This window comes from Streptomyces sp. NPDC091416 (assembly GCF_044756845.1).
Taxonomy (GTDB): Bacteria; Actinomycetota; Actinomycetes; order Streptomycetales; family Streptomycetaceae; genus Streptomyces.
The window spans coordinates 62,180-83,221 of record NZ_JBIVTU010000013.1; the positions used below are offsets into that span (position 1 = coordinate 62,180).

14 protein-coding genes and 5 pseudogenes are annotated in these 21,042 nt (G+C 67.6%); 6 read left to right on the plus strand and 13 right to left on the minus strand.

Features of this window, described 5'->3' with window-relative positions; all coding sequences use genetic code 11:
* Nucleotides 1-258 precede the first annotated feature (258 nt).
* The 3 genes and pseudogenes from ACIQMX_RS31925 to ACIQMX_RS31935 form a co-directional block, all read right to left on the minus strand.
* Complete coding sequence (locus ACIQMX_RS31925; protein WP_402483329.1) at nt 259-1,854, minus strand: NnrS multi-domain protein; 1,596 nt, start codon at nt 1,852-1,854, stop codon at nt 259-261.
* A 711-nt stretch (nt 1,855-2,565) separates the two neighbouring features.
* A complete protein-coding gene (locus ACIQMX_RS31930) occupies nt 2,566-3,486 on the minus strand; it encodes a chitinase (RefSeq protein WP_402483601.1) in 921 nt (306 codons plus the stop codon).
* Between the two features lie 180 nt (nt 3,487-3,666).
* Nucleotides 3,667-4,197 (minus strand): annotated as a pseudogene (locus ACIQMX_RS31935) (carbohydrate binding domain-containing protein); the annotation flags it as partial.
* Between the two features lie 917 nt (nt 4,198-5,114).
* On the opposite strand from ACIQMX_RS31935, the gene ACIQMX_RS31940 reads away from it, so the two are divergent.
* The 3 genes from ACIQMX_RS31940 to ACIQMX_RS31950 all read left to right on the plus strand — a co-directional run bounded on the left by ACIQMX_RS31940 (nt 5,115) and on the right by ACIQMX_RS31950 (nt 8,737).
* Nucleotides 5,115-6,119 (plus strand): sporulation protein, encoded by a 1,005-nt coding sequence (locus tag ACIQMX_RS31940; protein ID WP_402483331.1) that lies wholly within the window; start codon nt 5,115-5,117, stop codon nt 6,117-6,119.
* Between the two features lie 508 nt (nt 6,120-6,627).
* Nucleotides 6,628-7,260 (plus strand): helix-turn-helix domain-containing protein, encoded by a 633-nt coding sequence (locus ACIQMX_RS31945; RefSeq protein ID WP_363076809.1) that lies wholly within the window; start codon nt 6,628-6,630, stop codon nt 7,258-7,260.
* Nucleotides 7,261-7,516: 256 nt separating this feature from the next.
* Complete coding sequence (locus tag ACIQMX_RS31950) at nt 7,517-8,737, plus strand: acyltransferase family protein (RefSeq protein ID WP_402483334.1); 1,221 nt, start codon at nt 7,517-7,519, stop codon at nt 8,735-8,737.
* Between the two features lie 18 nt (nt 8,738-8,755).
* On the opposite strand, the pseudogene ACIQMX_RS31955 reads toward ACIQMX_RS31950, so the two are convergent.
* A pseudogene (locus tag ACIQMX_RS31955) lies at nt 8,756-9,154 on the minus strand (M56 family peptidase); the annotation flags it as partial.
* Between the two features lie 181 nt (nt 9,155-9,335).
* Complete coding sequence (gene tatA, locus ACIQMX_RS31960) at nt 9,336-9,569, minus strand: Sec-independent protein translocase subunit TatA (protein WP_363076813.1); 234 nt, start codon at nt 9,567-9,569, stop codon at nt 9,336-9,338.
* Between the two features lie 491 nt (nt 9,570-10,060).
* Here tatA and ACIQMX_RS31965 point away from each other — a divergent pair, with 491 nt between their 5' ends.
* Nucleotides 10,061-10,204: a hypothetical protein gene (locus ACIQMX_RS31965; RefSeq protein WP_363076815.1), complete on the plus strand. Its 144-nt coding sequence runs from the start codon at nt 10,061-10,063 to the stop codon at nt 10,202-10,204.
* Nucleotides 10,205-10,277: 73 nt separating this feature from the next.
* Here ACIQMX_RS31965 and mgtA read toward each other — a convergent pair whose 3' ends face one another.
* From mgtA to ACIQMX_RS31985, 4 genes and pseudogenes are all read right to left on the minus strand, one after another.
* Nucleotides 10,278-12,839 (minus strand): magnesium-translocating P-type ATPase, encoded by a 2,562-nt coding sequence (mgtA, locus tag ACIQMX_RS31970; RefSeq protein WP_402483337.1) that lies wholly within the window; start codon nt 12,837-12,839, stop codon nt 10,278-10,280.
* Complete coding sequence (locus ACIQMX_RS31975) at nt 12,832-13,194, minus strand: ArsR/SmtB family transcription factor (RefSeq protein ID WP_402483340.1); 363 nt, start codon at nt 13,192-13,194, stop codon at nt 12,832-12,834. Before ACIQMX_RS31975 ends, mgtA begins: the two co-directional genes overlap by 8 nt.
* Nucleotides 13,195-13,680: 486 nt before the next feature.
* Nucleotides 13,681-14,163, minus strand: coding sequence for a hypothetical protein (locus tag ACIQMX_RS31980; RefSeq protein ID WP_402483343.1), 483 nt, complete (start codon nt 14,161-14,163; stop codon nt 13,681-13,683).
* Nucleotides 14,160-15,412 (minus strand): annotated as a pseudogene (locus ACIQMX_RS31985) (IS256 family transposase). The gene ACIQMX_RS31980 and the pseudogene ACIQMX_RS31985 overlap by 4 nt, the downstream one beginning before the upstream one ends.
* A gap of 130 nt (nt 15,413-15,542) precedes the next feature.
* Here ACIQMX_RS31985 and ACIQMX_RS31990 point away from each other — a divergent pair.
* Nucleotides 15,543-15,787: pseudogene (locus ACIQMX_RS31990) on the plus strand (IS5/IS1182 family transposase); the annotation flags it as partial.
* 987 nt (nt 15,788-16,774) lie between these two features.
* Here ACIQMX_RS31990 and ACIQMX_RS31995 read toward each other — a convergent pair.
* The 3 genes and pseudogenes from ACIQMX_RS31995 to ACIQMX_RS32005 all read right to left on the minus strand — a co-directional run.
* Nucleotides 16,775-17,158 (minus strand): hypothetical protein, encoded by a 384-nt coding sequence (locus tag ACIQMX_RS31995; RefSeq protein WP_402483345.1) that lies wholly within the window; start codon nt 17,156-17,158, stop codon nt 16,775-16,777.
* Between the two features lie 13 nt (nt 17,159-17,171).
* Nucleotides 17,172-19,100 carry a polymorphic toxin-type HINT domain-containing protein gene (locus tag ACIQMX_RS32000; RefSeq protein WP_402483604.1) on the minus strand — a complete coding sequence of 643 codons (1,929 nt, stop codon included), beginning with the start codon at nt 19,098-19,100 and terminating at the stop codon, nt 17,172-17,174.
* Between the two features lie 99 nt (nt 19,101-19,199).
* Nucleotides 19,200-19,544, minus strand: a pseudogene (locus ACIQMX_RS32005) (transposase); the annotation flags it as partial.
* Between the two features lie 287 nt (nt 19,545-19,831).
* Here ACIQMX_RS32005 and ACIQMX_RS32010 point away from each other — a divergent pair.
* Complete coding sequence (locus ACIQMX_RS32010) at nt 19,832-20,068, plus strand: hypothetical protein (RefSeq protein WP_402483346.1); 237 nt, start codon at nt 19,832-19,834, stop codon at nt 20,066-20,068.
* 304 nt (nt 20,069-20,372) lie between these two features.
* Here ACIQMX_RS32010 and ACIQMX_RS32015 read toward each other — a convergent pair whose 3' ends face one another.
* Nucleotides 20,373-20,966, minus strand: coding sequence for a hypothetical protein (locus ACIQMX_RS32015; protein ID WP_402483348.1), 594 nt, complete (start codon nt 20,964-20,966; stop codon nt 20,373-20,375).
* Between the last annotated feature and the right edge of the window lie 76 nt (nt 20,967-21,042).

Here is a 21,042-nt window from a genome sequence, read left to right on the forward strand (position 1 = left end):
GGGGTGCGCGATCAGACCTTTCCCGACCGATCGACCGGCTGGCTGGCTGGCTGGCTGGCTGGCTGGACTGCCCGGTGGTGGAACTCGATAGCCAGTTCCGGTGTGGCGGAAGCGACGCCTGCCTGCGCTGGGTGGTCGACCTGCTGGGGCTTGCAGGAAATGCGCCCCCCAGGTGGGAACCGGACGACGAAGCCCGCACCTCTTGGGGACCAGATGTCATTCTCCGAACCCGACGGGGGTCACCAGGGCTGACAGAGGTCAGCCGTCCATCGGCAGAGTTCCGTACGAGAAGGTGCACCGGACCCGGCCGTCGGCCGCAGGAACGAGGCGTATCTGCTCGGCGGGCATCTGTAGCGGCCCGCCCGCCGACGCGTCCCAGAGCGATACCGTTCCTCCGGCCTCCCCGAACGACAGGTACGGATGCCCGGGCTTCAGAACACCACCCCGGCTGCCGAGTTTCGCCGCGGGAACCGTCGGCTCGACGCACATCCACTCCGGTGCCACCCCGAAGTACGACGGTGGCGCCGTCTTCCGGACCGCGGCCGTACGGAAGTCGTCCACCGCCTCCTGAGCCGAGTCCAGCGCTCCCAACCCGCACACGGCCACCACGGCCAGCTGGACGCACACGTACAACGGAACTCCCAGCCGCTCGACAGGGCTGACGAACGGTGCGTGCACGTGTTTCGCGATGCCCCAGAGAGCCGGGACGAGCAGGGCGTAGCTGAGCAGGCTCAATAGCTTCACCGCCGATGTGGCCTGCCAGATCCCGGGGACGTCAAGGACCTCGGGTGTCACGCCGAGACCGTCCGCGTACAGCGCGTGCAGCACCGATCCGGAGGCCACCACGCATGACACGACAACCGCGAAGACGAGCGGCGCCGCCCAGGCGAACCATTCGCCCCACGTCCACTGGCGGACGAGCAGCCAAATCCCTCCCACCGTCGCCGTCACGGCGAAGACCGACAGCATCTGCGCCGGAGTCCAGGCTCTGCCGTCCTCCGTACCCATGCCGGAGGAGAGGGCGAGGAAGAACACCGCCGTCACACCGCACACGAGGAGACTCCCCACACGACCGCCGACCGCGAACAGGCCGTAGGCAACCCGGGCTGCCCCTACGAAGCACAGCACCGCGATGCCGGCCCATACCCATACCCCCACACCGCTGTGCTGCCGGGCGACCACCGCGCAGAAGACCGTCACGAGCAGCCAGGCCACTATGCGGAACGTACGTTGCCACCCGTCCTCCTCTCGACGCGGAACGATATGGCTCCGCTCCCGGCCGTAGAACGGCCGTACGTCGACGGCAGCCCCGGGAGCGGAACCTCCGGGCAGGTTCATTCGGGAGAGCCGACGGGCTTCCGATGCCGTACCCGTGACCACCATTCCGGTGTCGTGGTAGCCGCGCCTCTCCGAGATGCGCGCGCGTGACACTCCGACCGCTCGGCGCAGTCTCGCCATGCGTGTCAGGGGCCCCGGGGCGGGTGCGCGGGGTGGTCTGTGATCAACCGTATGCACCCGCCAGCCGGTCAGCTGCTCCCGGTCCCGGTCAACCAGTTCGCAGCGCCGGGCGTACATCTCCAGACCGACCGCCCGTGCCAGTTGCTCCACCCGCCAGCCTGCCGCCAGCTCGGTGCGCCGGTTGCGGGCTCCGAAGAACCGCACCTCGACGGAGTACAACCGTGCCAAGGGGGCCTCACGCAGCACACCCCGCGACGCGCCCTCACCACGGACGAACGCAGCCACGACCGGCCAGCCCCGCTGGTCGAATACCCGCTCCGCCTCGTCCCAGTCGCGTTGCTCCCCGCGTACCTCGACGAGTACCAGCACGCGCTGGTCATAGCGTCTCCTCAGCACCAGCTCCCCCTCTCACCGGGATCCGAAGGTACAGCGACCTACGATGTGACGGTCACGGCGGAAGGAACCGACCCGTCGATCTCCATCGCGTTGACCGCCACCGACGAGCAGCAGTACGGCTGGACCGCCCCATACGTACCCGAGCAGGATGTTCTGCCGCTCAGCCTCGCCATCGGACCGAGCGACTGGAGGGACATCCCTCTCTTCTCCCGGCGCTTCCAGCACCTCCAAGCCGACCGGATCACGCCCGCCACCACCTATCCCCGATTCGCACCACCATGCGATCGGCTGCGGCTTCCTCGGCGCGCGGTGAGCACGCCGTGGACTTCCTCCGGCACCACGCGCAGGACGTCGTACCGGAAGGCCACCACCCGCTCCGGCACCCTGAGGCCGGCGGGCACACGCTGCTCGACCAGGTCGTCGCGTCGATGCAGGAGCTGAGCCCCGGGGTCGTCCTCGAAGCCTCGGAGGTTCATGAGCGGTCCGAGGAACGGGCTCGGACGAGGAGGAGAGCCTCGGGGGTGACTCGGCTGCCCCGTTCTGCTGGGCATACGTGAGTTGACGCGTCCGGCCTCGGTGGACCGGACGCATCAGGCCCGGGGCCGCGCGTCCGGTTCATGCTGGGCTCGCGGGGTGTGGCACGCGCAACTGCGGCGTGCCACACCCCGCTCCCTGATCCGGCCCCGTACGGCCCGGTCCGGGTGAAGGTCCTCAGCGGTTCTGCAGGGACTTGACGTTGTTGCCGAAGGACCAGCCCTTCGAGCCGTCCCAGTTGAGGGACCACGTCATGAGGCCCTTGAGCGAGCCGTTGAACGTGTTCCACGCCTGGCTGACCTGGCTGGGCGCCATGTAACCGCCGCCCGCGCCCGGCTGGGCCGGCAGGCCCGGCACCTGCTTGTCGTACGGCACCTTGATCGTGGTGCCCTGGATGGTCAGGCCGTTGTTGAGGCAGGTGGTCTGAGCGGCGAAGCCCTCCACGGTGCCGGCCTGGTACGAGTCGCCCGAGCAGCCGTACATGCTGCCGTTGTAGTACTGCATGTTGAGCCACCACAGCCGGCCGTTGTCCACGTACTTCTTCACGATCGGCAGGTACGCGCCCCAGATGGACCCGTAGGTGACGCTGCCGCCGGTGACGTACGCGGTCTCGGGCGCCATCGTCAGGCCGAAGCCCGCCGGCATCTTGGCAAGCACGCCGTCGATGATGCGGATCAGGTTGGACTGGGAGGCGGACAGCGTGTTGATGTTCCCGCTGCCCGACAGACCGGTCTCGATGTCGATGTCGATCCCGTCGAAGTTGTACTTCTTGAGGATCGGGACGACCGTCTCCACGAAGCGGTCGGCGACCTTGCTCGACGACAGGTCGATGCCCGCGGCCGCACCGCCGATGGACATCAGGAGCGTGGCACCGTTCGCCTTGGCCTCACACATCTCCGCCGGCGTCGACACCTTCACACCCGCGTCCATGCCGTCCTCCCACAGGACGGTTCCGTCCGAGAGGATCACCGGGAAGGCGGCGTTGATGACGTTGTAGCCGTGCTGGGCGATCCGGCTGTCGGTGATGGGGACCCAGCCCATGCCGGGGTGGACGCCGTTCGATGCGCCGTCCCAGTTCTCCCAGTACCCCTGCAGCACCTTGCCGGCCGGCTTGGGCTTCGTGGCACAGGTGCCGTCGCCCGGAGGGTCGGTGGGCGGCGGAGTCGTGGGCGGAGGCGTGGTCGGCGGGGGCGTGGTGGGCGGCGGGGTCGTGCCACCGGGGCCGGTGAGCGACACGTCGTCCGCGAAGTACGCGGGCGTCCCGTACCAGCCGTGCAGGTAGACCGTCACCGATGTGGTGTTCGCACCGGTGGTGAAGCCGACGCTGAGCGCGCTGTACGACGAGGAGTTCGGCGTCCAGGTCTGCGGCTCGCTGGTGGCCCCGGTGCCACTGGCGCCGAGGTAGACGTAACTGCCCTGGACGAAGGCGCTCAGCGTGTACTTCGAGTTGGGCTGGACGCTGACCGTCTGGGTGCACTGGGCGTTGCCCAGGCCGGACGGCGTGGCCTTCAGCGCGGACGATCCGGAGTGGGCCGGGCTGCTGGTGACCTCGCCGGATCCGTTGGTGCAGGACCAGCCGGAAAGGCCGCTCTCGAAGCCGGAGTTGGTCACCAGGTTGGCAGCGTCGGCGGCGCCGGCCGAGCCGGAACCGACCAGGGTGACGCAGGCACCGACGACGACGGCGGCGCTCAGCCCGGCAATCGTACGGGTCAGGACGGTCGAGCTGCGCGGGGTCCGGACGGCGGTCGAATACCCGTCATCTGTCTCGCGCAGCGTACGAATCCTCCGACGGAACATGCTGTGCTCCATTCTCGCCACGTGCCGTGGGCGTGAGCGTGCGTGAGGGGGCGTGGACGCACGGCCCCGGATGAACAGGAGAGACGCAGTGCGGCGATCGACGGGATCGTAGAAGGGGTGACGGGGCCCGTCAATAGGTCTGGACCAAAGGCGAGTAACCGCCGGAGGCCCCACTTGCCGGAACTTGACGGACCGGGCAAATCACTTGAACGCAAGGCCGGTTCGGCGCCAGGGTGCGACCTGTCCGGTAGGGTCACATGCCGTTCGGGCCGGGCGGAAGGACGGCGACTCCGCCGCCCCTGGCGAGGAGAAAATGACGCACTTATGACAAATCACGCAACGCCTGGCGCCACCTCTCACAAGGAGCCCGGTTGTTGACCCATGTGGCGATGGCGGGGGCGCCCCTGGCCACGACCTTGGGGGCGGTGTCCCCGACACTCATCGCCGCAGCCTCCCCTGCCGCCTCGTCCCGGCGAGCAAGCCCGGACCCGATCCCGTCGCAGTGACGACGGCTGCCGCGGACCGTGACATGGCATGGCGGTCGCGAGGGACGCACGGACGGCGCCAGGGCTCTCGGGATCGACTCTGCGACGGCGTACCGGCCGGTCCGCGACACCGACCGCGACGCCGCCAAGTCCTGCTTCGACGCCCTCGCGCAGGCCGGCCGGCCATCGGCAACGCGTCACCTGCCAACCCGCCGTGTCGCCGCCTCGAACCCCTGCGGCAATGGTAAAAGCACAGCAAAACCTGCTAGTCAAGCGCCTGCTCAGGCCGTCGACCGATCCATTTCGGACGTTCACGCAACCACCGCGTCAGGAGCCCGGGGTGACGCCTCCGCCACCCATATGCTTCTGTCCGCCCGTAGAACGAGGGAAGCCGTCATTGGTCCCTCATGACTTTTCTTACGCACAAAGGGAGTGAACGCCTCGATGGTGTTCAAACGACTGCTCGGCTCACTTGGTGTGGGCGGCCCGACCGTCGACACCGTCCTCGCCGCTGGGGCCGCCGTCCCCGGTGGTTCCCTCTCCGGTCAGGTCCATCTCGTGGGCGGAACCGATGACTTCGTCATCGAAAGCATCACGCTGGAGCTCGTCGCCAGGGTTGAGGCCGAGCACGAGGACGGCGAGAGCCACAACGCCGTCGCCTTCGAACGGTTCGTCGTCGGCGGCGGATTCCGTCTGCCGGCGGGCGCGGAGCACAGCGTGCCGTTCACGGTGACGCTGCCCTGGGAGACTCCTGTCACCGAGCTGTACGGGCAAGGGCTCGGCATCGTCCTGGGCGTGCGCACCGAGCTCTCGGTGGCCGGCGCCAAGGACAAGGGTGACCTCGATCCGCTCGTCGTCGGCCCGCTCCCGGTACAGGAGGCGATCCTCGAAGCCTTCGGGCAGCTCGGCTTCGGCTTCCGGTCCGCCGACCTCGAATACGGCCGCATCGCGGGCTCCGGCCAACAGCTGCCCTTCTACCAGGAGATCGAGCTTTCTCCGTCCCCGCAGTACGCACACACCGTCAATGAGATCGAGGTGACCTTCCTCGCCACGCCGGGTGAGATGGAGGTGATCCTGGAGGCCGACAAGCGCGGCGGCCTGCTCTCCGAAGGGCATGACGCGGTCACCCGCTTCACCGTCAGCCAGAGCGGCGTCCACCACCAGGACTGGAACGCCCTCGTCGACGACTGGATGCGGCAGCTCGTCGGGCACCGAGCGGCGTACGGTGCGCATGCCGCGCACGGCCAAGACCACGGCCACTACGAGGATCACCATCACCACGACAGCGGCCACCACTCCGGGCCCGGCATGGGCACGGTCGTCGCGGCGGGCGCTGCCGGTATCGCCGTGGGCGTGGTCGGCGGCATGGTGGCCGCCGAAGTCGTCGATGAGATCGGAGACTTCTTCGAGGGGGACGACGAGGAAGAGGGCGGAGAGGACGAGGGCTGAGAGGACTGCCCGTGTTCGGGATCAGCGAATAGGCGCGGTCCTGGTCCTGGCCCTGGTCGTGGCGGTGCCGGGCATAGGAAGTTGCCCGAACTGGTGCGCAGTACAGGCAGGTCAGCGCGCATCCTGAAGGCCGAAGCCACGGCCTTCAGAGATCGGGACGCCGACGCACCGGCGCCCCACATCATCCTCGGGGAAACCGCCCCGCCACGGGACGATGACCGGCGGACGCGGGATCAGTGACACCCGCCTCGCGACGGCCGTGCGCCCGGGGGCGGTGTTGCCGCCACCCCGGACGCCGGATACCCCGGACGTCGGATACCCCGGCCGGCCCACACGCTCCGGGACTCGTCGAGTCCGGGGAGCGACCATCTCAAGAGCACGCACCGCCGCCACGCCGTACGACAAGCCCGCCGGCCCGCCCGCGCTCAGAGCGCGCCCGTGGCGGTATGCGCCGCCTTTGCATCTCGGTGCGTGAACGTCGCCCGAACGCCTCGGCTAGCCTCCCGGAATGGACAACGTGACTCCCGAGGATCTGACCGGCAGGGCCCGGCTGCGGCGGTGCGCACTGGAACTCTTCGCCGAGCGCGGCTTCGAAGCCACATCAACGCGGGCAGTCGCGGCGGCGGCGGGTCTTTCGCCCGCGCTCGTCACTCGGCACTTCGGCTCCAAGGAGGGGTTGCGAACGGCCGTGGACGAGGAGGTAATGGGCCGGATCGCGCAGGCGCTCGCGCAGGTCGAACCGGAATCCGGCGATCTGATGAGGTCGCTCGGGGATGTATCGGCCCAGCTGTTCGGCGCCGATCCGATCCTTCGCGGGTACCTCCGGCAAGTCCTGCTGGAGGACAGCGAAGCGAGTGCGGACCTCTTCGCACGCCTCCTGCGTGGCGCGCAGGGTGAAGTCGAACGGCTCGCAGCGGAGAGCGGCACCCCGAAGGCAGACCCCGGCGCAATGCCCTGGGCGCCGTTCCAGATGCTCTGCCTCATTCTTGGGCCACTCCTTCTGGAGCGTGTGATGCAGCCCGGCCTCGACCGGCCAATGTTCGCGCCCGAGGTGCTTGCGCAGCGCAGCGCGGCCAACCAGGAGCTGCTTCGGCACGGGCTCTTCGGCGGCGGAGCCGATCGGATCACCGAAGCCGGCTAGTGCCGTGGCGGGCAATGTTTGCCCGTACAGGAGCGGCATCCGGTGCATGCTCCCGGCGTGCCCGGCCGGAAGTCCTCGTACGGAACGCACTCGGGCTTTCGGCCGGTGCGGCGAGCGTACGTGCCGGGCGTCACGACGGGGCGGACGTCGCCTGCCACGGCACTAGCGTCTGGGCGCCTGCTCGACGTCGACACCCTTACACCTCTCAGGGGCATCCCTGATATGAAGGTGTACATGTGTTGAGGATAGTGAACACATGGAAACAAGCCTCAACGACGCCTCCGCCCCGCCTGCGCCTGCGCATGCCAAGGATTCCCGTCTCTACTGGCTCGACAATCTCCGCATCGCCCTGATCGTCCTCGTGGTGGCCCACCACGCTGCCCAGGCGTACGGCCCGACCGACTGGTGGTACGTGGAGGGCGAGCCGCGCTCCGGCGCCCTGGCGACGCTCTCCGCGCTCGACGGCACGTTCTTCATGAGCCTCTTCTTCCTCATCGCCGCCTACTTCGTCCCCACGTCCTACGATCGCCGCGGCGGATGGCCATTCGTCGGCGGTCGCCTGCTCCGGCTCGGCGTGCCTCTTTCGGTGGGCGCGCTCACCCTCGTACCGGGACTGATGTACGCGTACTACGTGCACTACCGCGGGTACCCGGACATCTCGTTCGCCCGCTACTTCACCGAGGTCTATCTGGGGATGGGTGAGCGGCCCGGTGACTGGAGCGGGCCGTCCTGGCCCGATCTGCAGTTCGGGCACCTCTGGTTCATCCAGAACCTCCTGGCCTACAGCCTGCTGTACGCGCTGTGCCGCCAGGTCGCCCGCCTGGCCGGCTCACGGCACGCCGCCTCCGTCCCGCCCACGCATCCCACCTGGGTGCCCGGGCACGGCGCTCTCGTCGGCCTCACGGTGGCGCTCGCGGGCGTGACGTTCCTCGTCCGAGTGCGATATCCCCTCGACACCTGGGTGCCTTTCCTCGGCTTCCTCCAGGTCGAACCGGCCCGGATACCGCAACACGCGGCGTTCTTCACCCTCGGGATCCTCGCCCGCCGCGGCGACTGGCTGAACCGGCTTCCCGTACGCGTCGGTTGGACCTGGCTGGCGTCCGGTCTCCTGGGGGCAGCCTTCGTGTTCACAGTCGGCGCCGATGCCTCGTTCTTCGGGGCGGGCGGCTCGAACGGCGCGTCGATGCTCTGGTCCGCCCTCGACAGCTTCCTCTGCATCGCTCTGTGCACCGGCCTGCTCGTTCTCTTCCGCGAAAAGGCACGGCGGACCAGCCGGCTCACCCGGGCCCTTGCCGCCGACTCCTTCGCGGTCTACGTGATCCATGCGCCGATCGTGGTCGCCCTGCAGTTCGCCTTCGCCCACCGCGGACTGACGGCGCTCGAATCCTTCGCGCTCGTGACCTCGATCGCGGTGCCCGTCAGTTTCGGGACCGCCGGCATACTGCGCCGGATACCAGGTTTCCGTCGGGTTCTGTGACTCAGCCCCCACTCCCTGAAGCGGCGTCGCCGCTTCGAGTACGACGAAGAGCGCGAAGGCCGCGTTCAGCGACGAGAGGGTGGACATCGCTGTTCCCGCGGCGGCGACGACCGCCGCGACTCCGGTCGAGGTGAGCGCAGGGGGCCAGCCGCGCTCGGGCGGCGCAGACCCCAGCAGCGCGGCCACGCGTCGCGGGACGGGCCCGGCCACGGCGAAGGCCGCGAACGTGGGGGCGGCGGCCCGCCGACGCGTGGCCGCGCGGAGAGGTCGCGGAAGTGGATTCACACAGCCTGCCAATTGGGCCGCCGGCAGCAGGCGGTGGTGTCGGCCGGCCAGGTGCGCCCGCTCATGCGCAAGGAGAGCCTGCTCGGGCGGGGCCGGGCTGCTCCCTGGTGCCGCGGCGGGCAATGTTTGCCCGCAGAGGGGCGGCGTCCGGTGCATGCTCCCGGCGCGCCGGCCGGAAGTCCTCGTACGGAACGCACTCGGGCTTTCGGCCGGTGCGGCAAGAGTGCGTACCGGGCGTCACGACGGGGCGGACGTCGCCTGCCACGGCATTAGCTGCCTCGTGGACAGGTACGGCCTCGCCCGAAGTGGGTGTTCAGCGCGTGACCCCGGCCTCGGGTCGGGGCGAAGCGTGCGTGGCCGCACCCTCGTCCTGTGCACCCGCGTCCTGCGAGCCTTCCGACTTCATGGCCTTGGCCTCGCTCTTGAGGATGCGGGCCGACTTGCCGAGCGAGCGCGCCATGTCGGGCAGCTTCTTCGAACTGAACAGCATGATGATCACGATGCCCACGATGAGCAGGTGCCACGGTTCCAGACCGTTGCGGAGCATCCCGCCACCTCTTTTCCGTCTCGGTTGCGCCGACGGCGTTGGCCAGGGATGTCGCCACGCCCGGCTTGATTGCCATATTGCGCAACTGTACAACCTCAGGGTGGGTCGGTCGCCCCCTCCGCACGACCGATCCGGATGAGGGCACACGCATGACCTCGGACCAGCAGGCCGCACCCGCGCGAAGCCGGCGGAAGGCCCTGCCCCCGAGCCACGCCGTGGCCGCCGACACGCGAACAGCAAGCAGCCCACGGCCGGCGCCGCGAGCGTGGTCGTCTGCGCCTCGTACTCGTCCTCGTGGTCGTCTGCGCCTCGTGCTCGTACTCGTCCTGTCCTTGGTCGTCCTGGTGACGGCTGGTGCGGGCCGGCGCTGTATCTGCGCCTGACCGGGAACATCGACGCCTTCGGAGCGGGCGGTGTCGCCAAGAACCGGCCCGACGCCGCCGCGTCCAAGGGCGAGAACGTCCTCGTCATCGGTTCCGAAGCGCGCGCCGGTGGCTACGCCGACCTGGGCGGGCGGCGACAAGAGCCACATCGGCCGCTCGGACACCACCTTCCTGCCGCACATCTACGCCGACCACCAGCATGCCGCCCCGGTGTCCATTCCCCGCGACAACTTGGAGGCCATCCCCTCGTGACACCGGCGAGGTACTCAAAGGGCTCGCCGACGACGCCCCGCCCGGCCGGCGCCAACTCCTGCTCGGACCTCTCCTACGGCTGACGCCGACGCCGGACGAGCAGCCCGAGGACTGCTGCGTACACGGTCAGAATCAGGGCGAGCAGGGCGTAGTACGCCACCGGTAGCGCCTCCAGGCCGAGCAATGCACCCACCGGGGTGAGCGGGAGCAGCACGCCGATGGCGGCGAGCGCGGCTGCGGCCAGGCGCAGGGGGCGAGGCGCGGGGCGCTGTCCGGTGCGCAGCAGGAGCATGACCAGGGCCTGGGCGAGCAGGTTCTCGGTGAACCAGCCCGAGTGGAAGGCGCCTTCGTCGTGCACGGCCGACGCGGTGACCGCAAGGGCCGCGAAGGCGGCCAGGTCGGCGAGCGCACCGAGCAGGCCGAAGCCGGTGATGAAGCGCAGGAACGGCGTCGGCCGCAGGACAGCCGGACGGGCGAGGACGCGGCGTGCCGGGCGGTCGTGGGCCAGGGCCAGCTGGGCCGCGTCGAAGCACAGGTTCTGCACCAGGACCTGCGCCGGGAGCATCGGCAGGAACGGCAGGAGCAGGCCCGCGACGAGCATCGCGATCACGTTGCCGAGGTTCGAGGAGAGCGTGATGCGCAGGTACGAGGCGATGTTCCCGCTGGCGTGCCGCCCGGCGGCGATCGCATGGTCGATGGCCGCGAGGTCCTTGTCGGCGAGGACCACGTCCGCGCTCTCGCGGGCCACGTCGACGCCGCCCAGCGGGCAGATCCCGACATCGGCAGCGCGCAGGGCCGAGAGGTCGTTGACGCCGTCGCCGAGGAATCCGGCCACGGCGCCGCCGGAGCGCAGCGACGTGAGGATGCGGGCCTTGTGTTCGGGGGTACAGCGGGCGAACACCGTGGTGGTGGCGGCGAGCTCGGCCAGCCGGTGCTCGTCCAGGCCGTCGAGGGTGCTCGCGTCGGCCACGTCGCCCGCGTCGAGGCCCAGGTCGCGGCAGGCCCGCGCGGCGGTGGCCGGGTGGTCCCCGGTGAGGACTTTGACAGTGACACCGCGCTCGGCGAGACGGGCCAGTGCGTCCTCGGCGCTGGGGACGAGGGCGTCGCGGAAGGTGACGAACCCCTCGAAGACCAGCCCGCGCTCGTCGGCCGGGGTGTAGCCGCGGGTGCGGGCGGCCCGCTCCCCCGTCGCCACCGCCAGCAACCGGACGCCGGTCGCGGCGAGTCGGTCCGCGGCGGCGTGCAGCCGGGCCCGCTCGTCCTCGTCCAGCGCGCACCGCTCCAGCACCGCTTCGACGGCTCCCTTGACTACCAGGGTGTGCCGGCCGAGCGCGCCCGGGGTGCGGACAACAGCCGTGGACAGCCGCCGTAGGGGATCGAAGGGCAGCACGTCCACCGGGTCGTACGCCATCGCCTCCTCCACGTCGAAGGCGTCACCGTCCAGGAGCGCCTCGTCGAGGGTGTCAGGAGCGGGCAGATCGGCGAGCTGGAGCGTCCACCAGGCGTTCACCGCCGCCCACCGCAGGGCCACGGGCGCCGGTCGGCCCTCGGCGTCGACGGCCCCGGCCACCTGCGGCCGGTCCTGGGTGAGCGTGCCGGTCTTGTCCAGGCACAGCACGTCCATCGCACCGAGGTCGTGCAGCGCCGGCAGCCGTCGCACGATCACCGCACGGGTGCGGGCGAGCCGGGCGGCGCCTCGGGCCAGACATGTGGTGACGACGACCGGGAGCATCTCCGGGGTCAGCCCCACCGCGACGGCGACGGCGAACGGCAGCGTCTCCAGGCCCCGGCCGCGCAGCGCCGCATTCGCCATGAGCACCAGCGGCGGGGTCAGCAGCATGAACCGGATCAGCACCCAGGAGATGCCGTGCACCGAGCGATCGAACGCGCTCGTCGACCGCGCCCCCGCGGGAAGGCGCGCGGCGGCGAAACGGGTGTCCGCGCCGGTGGCGACCACGACGGCGGCGGCGCTGCCCGCGGCGACCGTACTGCCCTGAAAGCACAGGCCTTGGCGCCCGAACCCGGCCTCATCGTCCGGCAGCTGAGACGCCTCCTTGCCGACCGGGACCGATTCGCCGGTCAGCGCCGACTGGTCCACGTGCAGGCCGTGCGCGCGCAGCAGCCGTACGTCGGCGGGGACCACGTCACCGGGACCGAGCCGGATCACATCGCCCGGGACGAGTTCGTCGACGGGAACCTCACGCACCGAGGGCGCTGCCGACGCCCCCTCCCGCCGCTGCACACTCGCCGTGGTCGCGACCAGATCCCGCAGATGAGCCATGGCGGCCTCGGCCCGGTGTTCGCCGTGCGAACGCAGGACACAGCTGACGGCGACCAGGGCGAGGATCACCCCGGCCGTTCCCCAGGACGCGACGGCGGCCGAGACCAGACCGAGGGCGAGGAGCACCGCCGTGAACGGATCGCGCAGGCTGTGCGCGAGGCGCCGCGGCCAGGAGGTGGTGCGGTGGGCGGGCAGAGTGTTCGGGCCATGGACCCCGAGGCGGACGGCCGCGTCGTCCTCGGTCAGCCCGCGGGGCGAGGTGTCGAGAGCGCGCAGCAGTTGCAGGGATGTCAGATCACCGGCCACCGGGCCGGAGCGGGCCTTCCTCCTGCCTGCCGCGAGGTGCTCAGGCACCGGCCCCGTGCAGGCGGCGCAGCGGCCGGGCCTCCTGCTCGGTGAGCTGGCCGATCATGAGCTTCACGACGGACACGACGCCGGGGTCATCCACGTAATACACGTGACGGCGCCCCTCGCGCCGCGCGCGCACCAGCCCCGCGAGCTTCAGCTTCGACAGGTGCTGGCTGACCGCAGGCAGCGCGCCGCCGACCCGCTCGGCGAGGCCGGTCACATCGCTCTCGCCCTGGGCGAGGATCCACACGATGTGCAGGCGCGCGGAGGCCGCGAGCAGTCCGAACGCCTCGGCCGCCCGGCCGAGCACCTCGTCGGAGGGGTCCTCGTGCTGGTCGAATCCGCTGGCCCTGGCCGCCACAGTCCACTCCTGTCCCGCCGCGGCAGCCCCATGGCCGCCCGCATTCCGGTGCCGGACCAGTTTAGGCGCCGCGTCCGCACCCGGACCCGCGCCGACGGGTGGCCCGACCGCCCAGCGGCCGCAACCGCACTGAAACAGCAGGTCAGGCGCCCTTTTCGGCGGGTTCGAGGATCGCCACGCACTCCACATGATGCGTCATCGGAAAGATGTCGGCCTGAGTGAGCCACGGAAAATCCCAGGTCAGAGCCGCTTTTCCTGCTCCCCGCACAGCGTGAGTGCACCCAGAGCGTCAAACGAGCGTCACGGTCGATAGCCCATCCCGCCCACTCGGGCCAGACGAGGCTGGCACGTCCAGTTGCCTCCGCAGGCTCCATTCCGCTATCCAGAGGCCATCTGGCTCCTCGTGCCCCGCGCCACAACTCCGACCCCAGAGTGGAGGCGTGCCCTCCAGACACCACGAGGAATAGTCAATACCTGTGGATCAAGTCAGTTCGGTGGTTGCTCCGGTCGTTCCATCCGTCGGCTTGCCGCGTTGCGGACGCGGCGGGTGCGTCCCCGTTCCGCGAGCAAGCTGAGGGCGTCGGACGAGGTAATGATCCGCGCGGTCGTGGCCGTGCGTTGGAACCAGTCGGATGCGGCGGTGAGCTCCTCGGCCGCCCATGACTCGTTCATGGCGATGGTCCTGAGAAGGGTCCACTCGCGCAGGCGGCGGCTGAGGTAGTCCCGGTCCCCGATGATGGCGGCCATGCGGTGGGCCCAGGCGGCGAATACGGTGTCGGTCAGCAGCTGGGAGGCCCGGCGGTCCAAGTGGTGGACCACCGCAGCCTGCGCCATCGCCACATCCTGGTCGCGCAGCACCGCGGCCACGAGATCGGCCTCCTCCGCATCCGCGACAGCGTCGAGAGCCTGCAGGTAGTGCGCGTAACGCAGGTGCTCGGCGGGTTCGGAGTCATGCTGCGGGTCGGTCATCCGGCCATCCCCTCGGGACGTTTCACCAGGTGGCCACGCTCAAAGCGGGCGCCGGCCCGGACCAGGGCGACGACGCGGGGTACGTTCACCGCTCGCCAGCCGGCCTGGGCGAACTCGATGAGCTTGAAGACCATCGCGAGGGCGGCGGGCTGGCGGCTCCCGGCACCCTTGGTGACCTTCGTTCGGAGCCGCACGGTGGCGAAGCTAGATTCGATGGGATTCGTCATGCGCAGGTGGATCCAATGCTCGGCCGGATAGTCGAAGAACGCCAGCAGCTCGTCCTCGTCGTCCGTGATCCGCTTGACGACCTTGGGGGACTTCGCGCCGTACTGCTTGGCAAAGGCGATCACCGCCTTGACCACGTGCTCCTTGTCCTCGGCGATGTAGACGTCCTGGATCGCGCGCTTGGTCGCGGGCTGCGCGGATTTGGGCAGGGCGTCCAGGCAATTGGCTGTTTTGTGAACCCAACACCGCTGGTGGCGGGCGGTGGGGAAGACCTCACTCAACGCGTCACAGAAGCCGAGTGCACCGTCGCCGACGGCCAGCACTGGGGCACGCATGCCACGGCGTGCGCAGTCGCGCAGCAAGCCGGCCCCCGCCTCGGACGACTCCCGGTAGCCGTCGATCATCGCGATCAGCTCCTTCGTGCCTCCGCCCGCACGCCCATCAACACCGGCACCGCGGCCCTTGCTTCTTCCAGGCGGATCCGCATGTGGACGCCGTCGGCCCAGACGTAGACGTAGTCGGTGCTCGACAGGTCGCGGTCCTGGAAGGCGGTGTGATCAGCCTGCCACTGAGCGGACAGCCGCGTCACCGTCGCGGGCGAGAGGCCGGCGACGGAGCCCAGGAACTGCTCGAGTGCGGGCACGAAGTCGCCGGAGGACAGACCGTGCAGATACAGCAGCGGCAGCACCTCTGCGATCTTCGGAGACTTGCGGCACCAGGACGGCATAATCGCGAAGGAGAACCGCCGACGCTCGCCAGTCACCTCATCCACACGCGTGTCGTTGACGCGCGGCGCCTTGACCTCGACCGACCCGGCCGCGGTAGTGACCTTCCGCGGCTGGTGAAATCCATTGCGCACCACCATGCGGCGCCCGGCCTCGCCCCGCTCGTCAAGCAACTCGGCTATATAGCTATTGACTTCCGCCTCCAACGCGGCGACCAGCATCCGCCGAGCGCCCTCCCGGGCGATCTCATCAATCAGGGACCCGTTCGGGGTGGAACCATCGGCAGTCACTACGCTCAGCGCGGGCGCACCTTCCCGACCGACGTTCGCCGCGTCGGGCCTATTCGGTGACCATCAATCGATCAATCGGGAAGGTGCGCCATTTGCGCGCCTCCCGAGCCCCGATCCACAGGTCCTGAGCATTGCTCCGGCCGCCGCCCACCCCAGGTTCCGCAAGACCTGGGTCAACGGCGGCTACCGCCAGCACCTCGTCGAGCGCGCCGCCACCCTCGGCATCGACATGGAAATCGTCCAACGTGCGCCCGATACCAGGGGCTTTGCCCCGCTGCCGAAGTGGTTATTCGTGGAGCACACCCTGGGCTGGCTGACGTTGCACCGCCGCCTGGCCACGACTACGAATCCCTTCCGGCCCGCCCCGAAGCCATGATTCACGTGCGCACTCGATGACACCGACGACGGCGCGGTGACTACCCACCGCAGCCGTCGTCCGCTGACGTTGCAGTCAATCGTCGCGGAGCCCTCATCGACAGGACTGTTGTCACCGAGGGGTCCGTCTCAGTGCCATCAGACCCCGATAACGCAGGTTCAAATTACAGGGAAGCGCCCGGAATGCTCCACTCTGCACACTCCGCTACAACTCGTGCGATCTCCCGGCGCTTCAGATAACTGGCACGAATCCTAGAGAGACGCTCCGCGTACACTGCCGTAAGACTGGCTCCGTCCTGGGACAACAGGCGAAAATCTCCTTCACGCCACATGTCCTCAACTCCCCGCAGAGTCGTCCTGATTCCCCGAAACTCTTCCCTCGAATATCCGCCGCCAGCCTGCAGCAAGTCATCGCAGGAATCCCAGAAATTCCCGACGCTTGACCTGATCCTCCATTCGCGATCAGCTGAAGGCAAGTCCTCTGACGCCACCAGAATCGCTACGCCGGCAGCTGTCGATTGAAAATAGGACGGGGTGGACGAATCCTCCAGGGCCCCGATCTCACTTCGCCAACTCCTCAGTGAAGCGATCCCCTCTTCGCGTCGAGAAACTGCCGAAGCACTGCAGCCAGCGACGATGCCGTCGATCTCCACAAGGCGCGAAGCCCCGCCAACCTCAAGAACGGGCCGCATCCTGGCGAGAGCCAGTCCTCCCGCCAAACTCCACATATCCATCAGCCACCGCCCCGTAGAACCACTCGCCACGGCGTGTTTCCAGTACTCGAAACACCGGGCCATGGTCATTCGTGCGCGGGACAGGCCGGGCAAACCCGTCCCTCACCCGGCATCGGCCCGCTAAGATCCCCACACTCAAGCCTTTGACCAGTACATACACCGAAGTCCGGCTGGAGTATTAGGTCCCGGGTCTAAAATTGACCTGCCGAGCGGCCCCACCAGAAACCGACCCGGGGGGCCGCTCGATTTTCGCCACTACCCCTCAGTCCCGCGTCACATTCCACACGCCGGATACCTCAACAAAATCTGGAGTTCGGATGATCAGATTTGGCGAGCCCGGCGCAATCGAAAGGAGACCATCAACAATACGGCGCGCCTCGACCGAGCCAAGCCCTCCAGATGCCGGCCAAACATGGCCGCCTTGATCATTCTCCCCAAACTCTTCACGCACGATCGAACCGTCCTGATCCGACATCGCCCAGAGGGCGAAAAGACGGTCGTCCAGCGACGTAGATTCCTGACGCTCCGCGAACAGCTTAAAGTACCAGCATTCGCCGCCACCCCTGCTCCTTGTGATCCCTTCGATTGGCCCATCGCGCCAATCAAAGACAACTAGAACCTGCAGATCATCAAGATTTTCTACCACGCTCTCCCTCACCTTAGCGTCGCCCAAACAAAATGTTGAATCTCTTCTGCACCGCCGAGTCTACCGGTTTCGGAATTATCAGCGTGTGATGCATAGGTAGCCTTTGGGTGGGAGTAAAGATTAGCGAGAACCCTGCGTCCTCTATTTGCCCCCTAGTTGCCAGGGATGCGCCTTCAACCGGGCCGGTAACCGCTCGTACCGAAAGCCCGTGCCCGAATGACTTCTGGTTCTCTTCCGCCCTTTGCGCTTGAGCGGAAAGCCGTCCAGTGCTTTCTTTACTCGTTCCAAGCCGCGCAAAGTTCTGATCAAGGCTGCACGTGCACGGCTGACCAAATCCCGGACCGTTGGGACCACAGTTGTGGACCAGGACCGGTGTGGCACCCGCAAGCACATAGTACGCGTGGATGTCCTGGATGGTGAGGTCGTGGGTGCGCTGCTTCTTGGTGTAGTGGCTAAGTGCGGTTATCTGGACGTGCGTTCCTGCGCTTGTCCTGAGCCATTGGCCGATCTGAAGTTCGCCGGCTTGGATCCATTCCTTGAGTTCAGGAACCCAGAAGGGGTGAGTGTCCGTGGCGATGATGCTGGACAGACCATCATCGGTGGCAATGGTGATGTCAGTGAAAGCTTTGTCGTCTTCGGTCGTTATGGTGTCGACGACCTTCTTTTTGACTGTCTTTCCGGTGGCCGTGTCAGTGGTTGTTACGGTGTCGCCGACCTTGATCTCTTCGATAGCTCGGTGGGTGCCATCGGCTAGGAGAACGCCTGTTCCGGGCAGGAAGCTGTGGCAGAAACCCAGAATCTTCGTGGTGAGAGCGGTGGCCACGACGGATCCAGCTGCTCCCCACACGGCTCCTTCTGCCATGTCGCCGAATTGCCCACCGGCACTGTGGTCTGCGTCATCGCTCACCCAGTTGTAGGCGAGTGCACCGGCGGCGCCGGCTACCGCTCCACATCCCGCAGTTCCAATGAGGCTCGCGCCTCCCGTCATGGGGGCGCTACCGATGGTGGTGGTGTAGCAGATCGCGCCGGCAGTGACTTCTGCGGCCATGGCTGCTAGGGGGGCTTTGACTTCGTCCCAGGTCTTACTTAGTCCACACTTCGACCAGAAGCTGCAGTCGCCACCGGAGTCCCCAGAGTCGCCGCTGCTCCCGGATGCAGTACCGCTGGACGTGCCCGTGGTACCTCCCCCTGTGCCGCCGGTTTCCTTTGTAATGGGCTGGCCGCTGCTTCCCTGCGTCCCGTTGTCGGGGCAGGCGAGATCGAAGCCGCTTCCACAGGCCGTTCCTAGGCCGCTGGGGTCTGAGTTGGTGACGGGGCTGCTGGCCGCGTAGGCGTAGCCGTTGATTGTTTGGGGTTTGTCGAGTTCAAGGAGGGGGTCGACGCTGATGAATTGGCCGATGTTTGGGTCGTATTCGCGGGCGCCGACGTGGGTGAGGTTGGTGGTGGGATCGATGTCGCCGCCGACGAAGCCTTTCTGGCCGGGCCAGAAGGCGGGTGCGGTGCCGCGGGGTCCTCCGTAGGGGAGGCTCTTGCGGCGGTTGGTGGTCAGTGTGGTGGCGCTGATGGAGAGTTGGTTGGTTCCGTGGTGGTCGGCGACGAGGATGCGGACCTTGCCATCGCTGCTGGTGCGTACCGCGGAGCCGCCGGGGACGGTGTAGTAGCGGGTGCCGGCCAGGGTTCCGGCGGCTTTGGTCAGGACGAGTTCTTGCCCGCCGGGCAGGTAGAGGGTGGTCGCGGTGGGGTCGCGGCGCAGGAGGCGGGTGCCCTCGGTGTCGTAGAGGAAGCTGGTGGTGGCGCTGGAGATGGTGGAGGTGGCGAGTTTGCCTTCGTCGTTCCAGGCCAGGGTCTGGGTGGCGCCGCCGGCGGGGGTTTTGGTCTTGAGGTTGCCGGTGGCGTCGTAGGTGTAGTTGTCGGTGCCGGTGGCTCCGCCGGTGGCGGTCACTGAGCGCAGGCCGTGGGCCTGGGCGGCGCCGGTGGTGGTGGGGTAGGTGTAGGTGCGGGTGGTGTCCGCGGTGACCGGGCCGGCCTTGTGCTGGTTAAACGCCCTCTGAGAGTTTTCGATCCGGCCCGCAGTGCCGGTGTATTGACGCTGCACCCCGACCGTGTGGGTGCCCTTCTTCAGGTCGCCGGTCTCGTCGACGACTAGGACTGCCCGCTCATCGTGCAGCTGCTCCACCACATAGTCTCGTACGTCGTCCCGAACCGCGTCGGCGTCCCAGGACGCCCGGCACAGCAGATGCTGCATGCCATGCGGTGTCGCTTCCCCGGCCCACTCGGCGATCGTCCAGCAGTTCTTGCGCGGCAGGTCCGACAGCAGCCCGAGCACCAGCCGTCTCGCCCGGCGCCGGGCCTCCACCCGCGCGAACCGTCCGGCTATGCGCCCCATCAGGCCCTCGAACTCTTCCTGCCAGCGGGCAGGGTCTACGCTGTGACCTGCGGCCACCGCATGATCGTTTGTCTTCACACACTGATGATCAACGGTGGCCGCAGCCATACCGGGCAGAAGGAACAGCATGCAGATCGCCGGCGTCGACCTCTACGTCAATCACCCCGTTCTGCACCTCGGGGCAACCGACTGGGTGCCACTCCCCCTCGCTCTGGACGCCCCCCCCTGCAGCCAGTTGCGACACCCACGTGGCCGTCCGGGTTCGACCCCAGAGAGGGCTGATCAAGGTGCGTCTCTTCGCGCCGTCTGATGACCCGCAGGCCCAACACTCGGACCCGGAGTTCACCACAGTTTTCGAGGGCACCCTCCTGCTGTCCGACGGGCGCATCGCAGTCGGCGATGTCGAGCAGCAGACCCGCTTCGTGCACCGAGTGGGCGACCGCGGTCAGTTCAACGTACGCGTCGCCGTGAACTCACCGGGGCCAGGCACCAGCGCCATCGACATCGCCGGCTCGAGCAAGTGACCCGCGAGACGCCCACTCCAGCATGAAACCCCTCAACGCGCGGCGGCCGCGCCGCGACCAGATCACGATCTACAGCTGGAGTATTAAACAGATTCAACATTACTTTACCGGATGGCCTGCACCAGCGCACGGTTACCGACTACCCAACCGCATTGTATGACAATATTACATCTTCACCAGTGACATACGCGAGATTTACGACCCTCCGAGTCTCACCAGCGATATCTGGCTCGACCCAGTGGGCCTGTAAAGCGGTGCCTTCACGTTGGACCAGGCGATGTTGACAGCGCACGTGATCGCCTATTCACAATAGCTGAAGGGCTGCCTCTACCTGCCTTTTGAGATAGGGGTGGCAGATTGATCGGGCGATTAGTTTCCTCAACCACTCTACCGAACTCATTGGCGCAATTTGAATTAGGTCGATCGCCGCATCGACCCTGTCCTCCATTCGAGGGGCATTTTCGACCAACTCGCGGAGGCGATGAATAACCGAGTCATTAATTTTACCCTCATTTCCATCCATGAGGGCCTCCATGAACTCGCTGGGCGGGCGATAACCATGACTACCGATGTAGTGATAGATGAGGTCTGGGGCTGAAAATACATCACCACTTCTCGAGAACGCATGAATTTCCGCACTTCCGAGGCGATGTCCGACGCCAAAGATCTCGACAGGAATGACCGCACCCTTAGCCTGGAGAATCGAGCAAAAGTAACATGGATGCCTTCCTCGCATCTGATTCCTCGGCATCCTTGCCTGAAATGCGAGGATAGCCATTACTTCGGCATCGACATCCCCTTCCGCGAAGGTGCGAAAGCGACTTAGCCAGCCAATGTTCAAATCTGGAATTGTAGAATCCGAATAAGTATATTTAGACAGGTCTCGATAATAGGTCATCTTGCCCCTTGGGGGTCCTAAGAGGGCTATCTGGTGGCGGGATCGTCGACCTGTCTCTCATCGCGGCGTTGCTACC

Coding starts and splice junctions, on each gene's coding strand:
- tatA (WP_363076813.1), bottom strand. CDS start 9,569: ATGCTCCGCAACGGTCTGGAACCGTGGCACCTGCTCATCGTGGGCATC.
- ACIQMX_RS31940 (WP_402483331.1), top strand. CDS start 5,115: ATGGTGTTCAAACGACTGCTCGGCTCACTTGGTGTGGGCGGCCCGACC.
- ACIQMX_RS31945 (WP_363076809.1), top strand. CDS start 6,628: ATGGACAACGTGACTCCCGAGGATCTGACCGGCAGGGCCCGGCTGCGG.
- ACIQMX_RS31950 (WP_402483334.1), top strand. CDS start 7,517: ATGGAAACAAGCCTCAACGACGCCTCCGCCCCGCCTGCGCCTGCGCAT.
- ACIQMX_RS31980 (WP_402483343.1), bottom strand. CDS start 14,163: ATGACCGACCCGCAGCATGACTCCGAACCCGCCGAGCACCTGCGTTAC.
- ACIQMX_RS32015 (WP_402483348.1), bottom strand. CDS start 20,966: ATGACCTATTATCGAGACCTGTCTAAATATACTTATTCGGATTCTACA.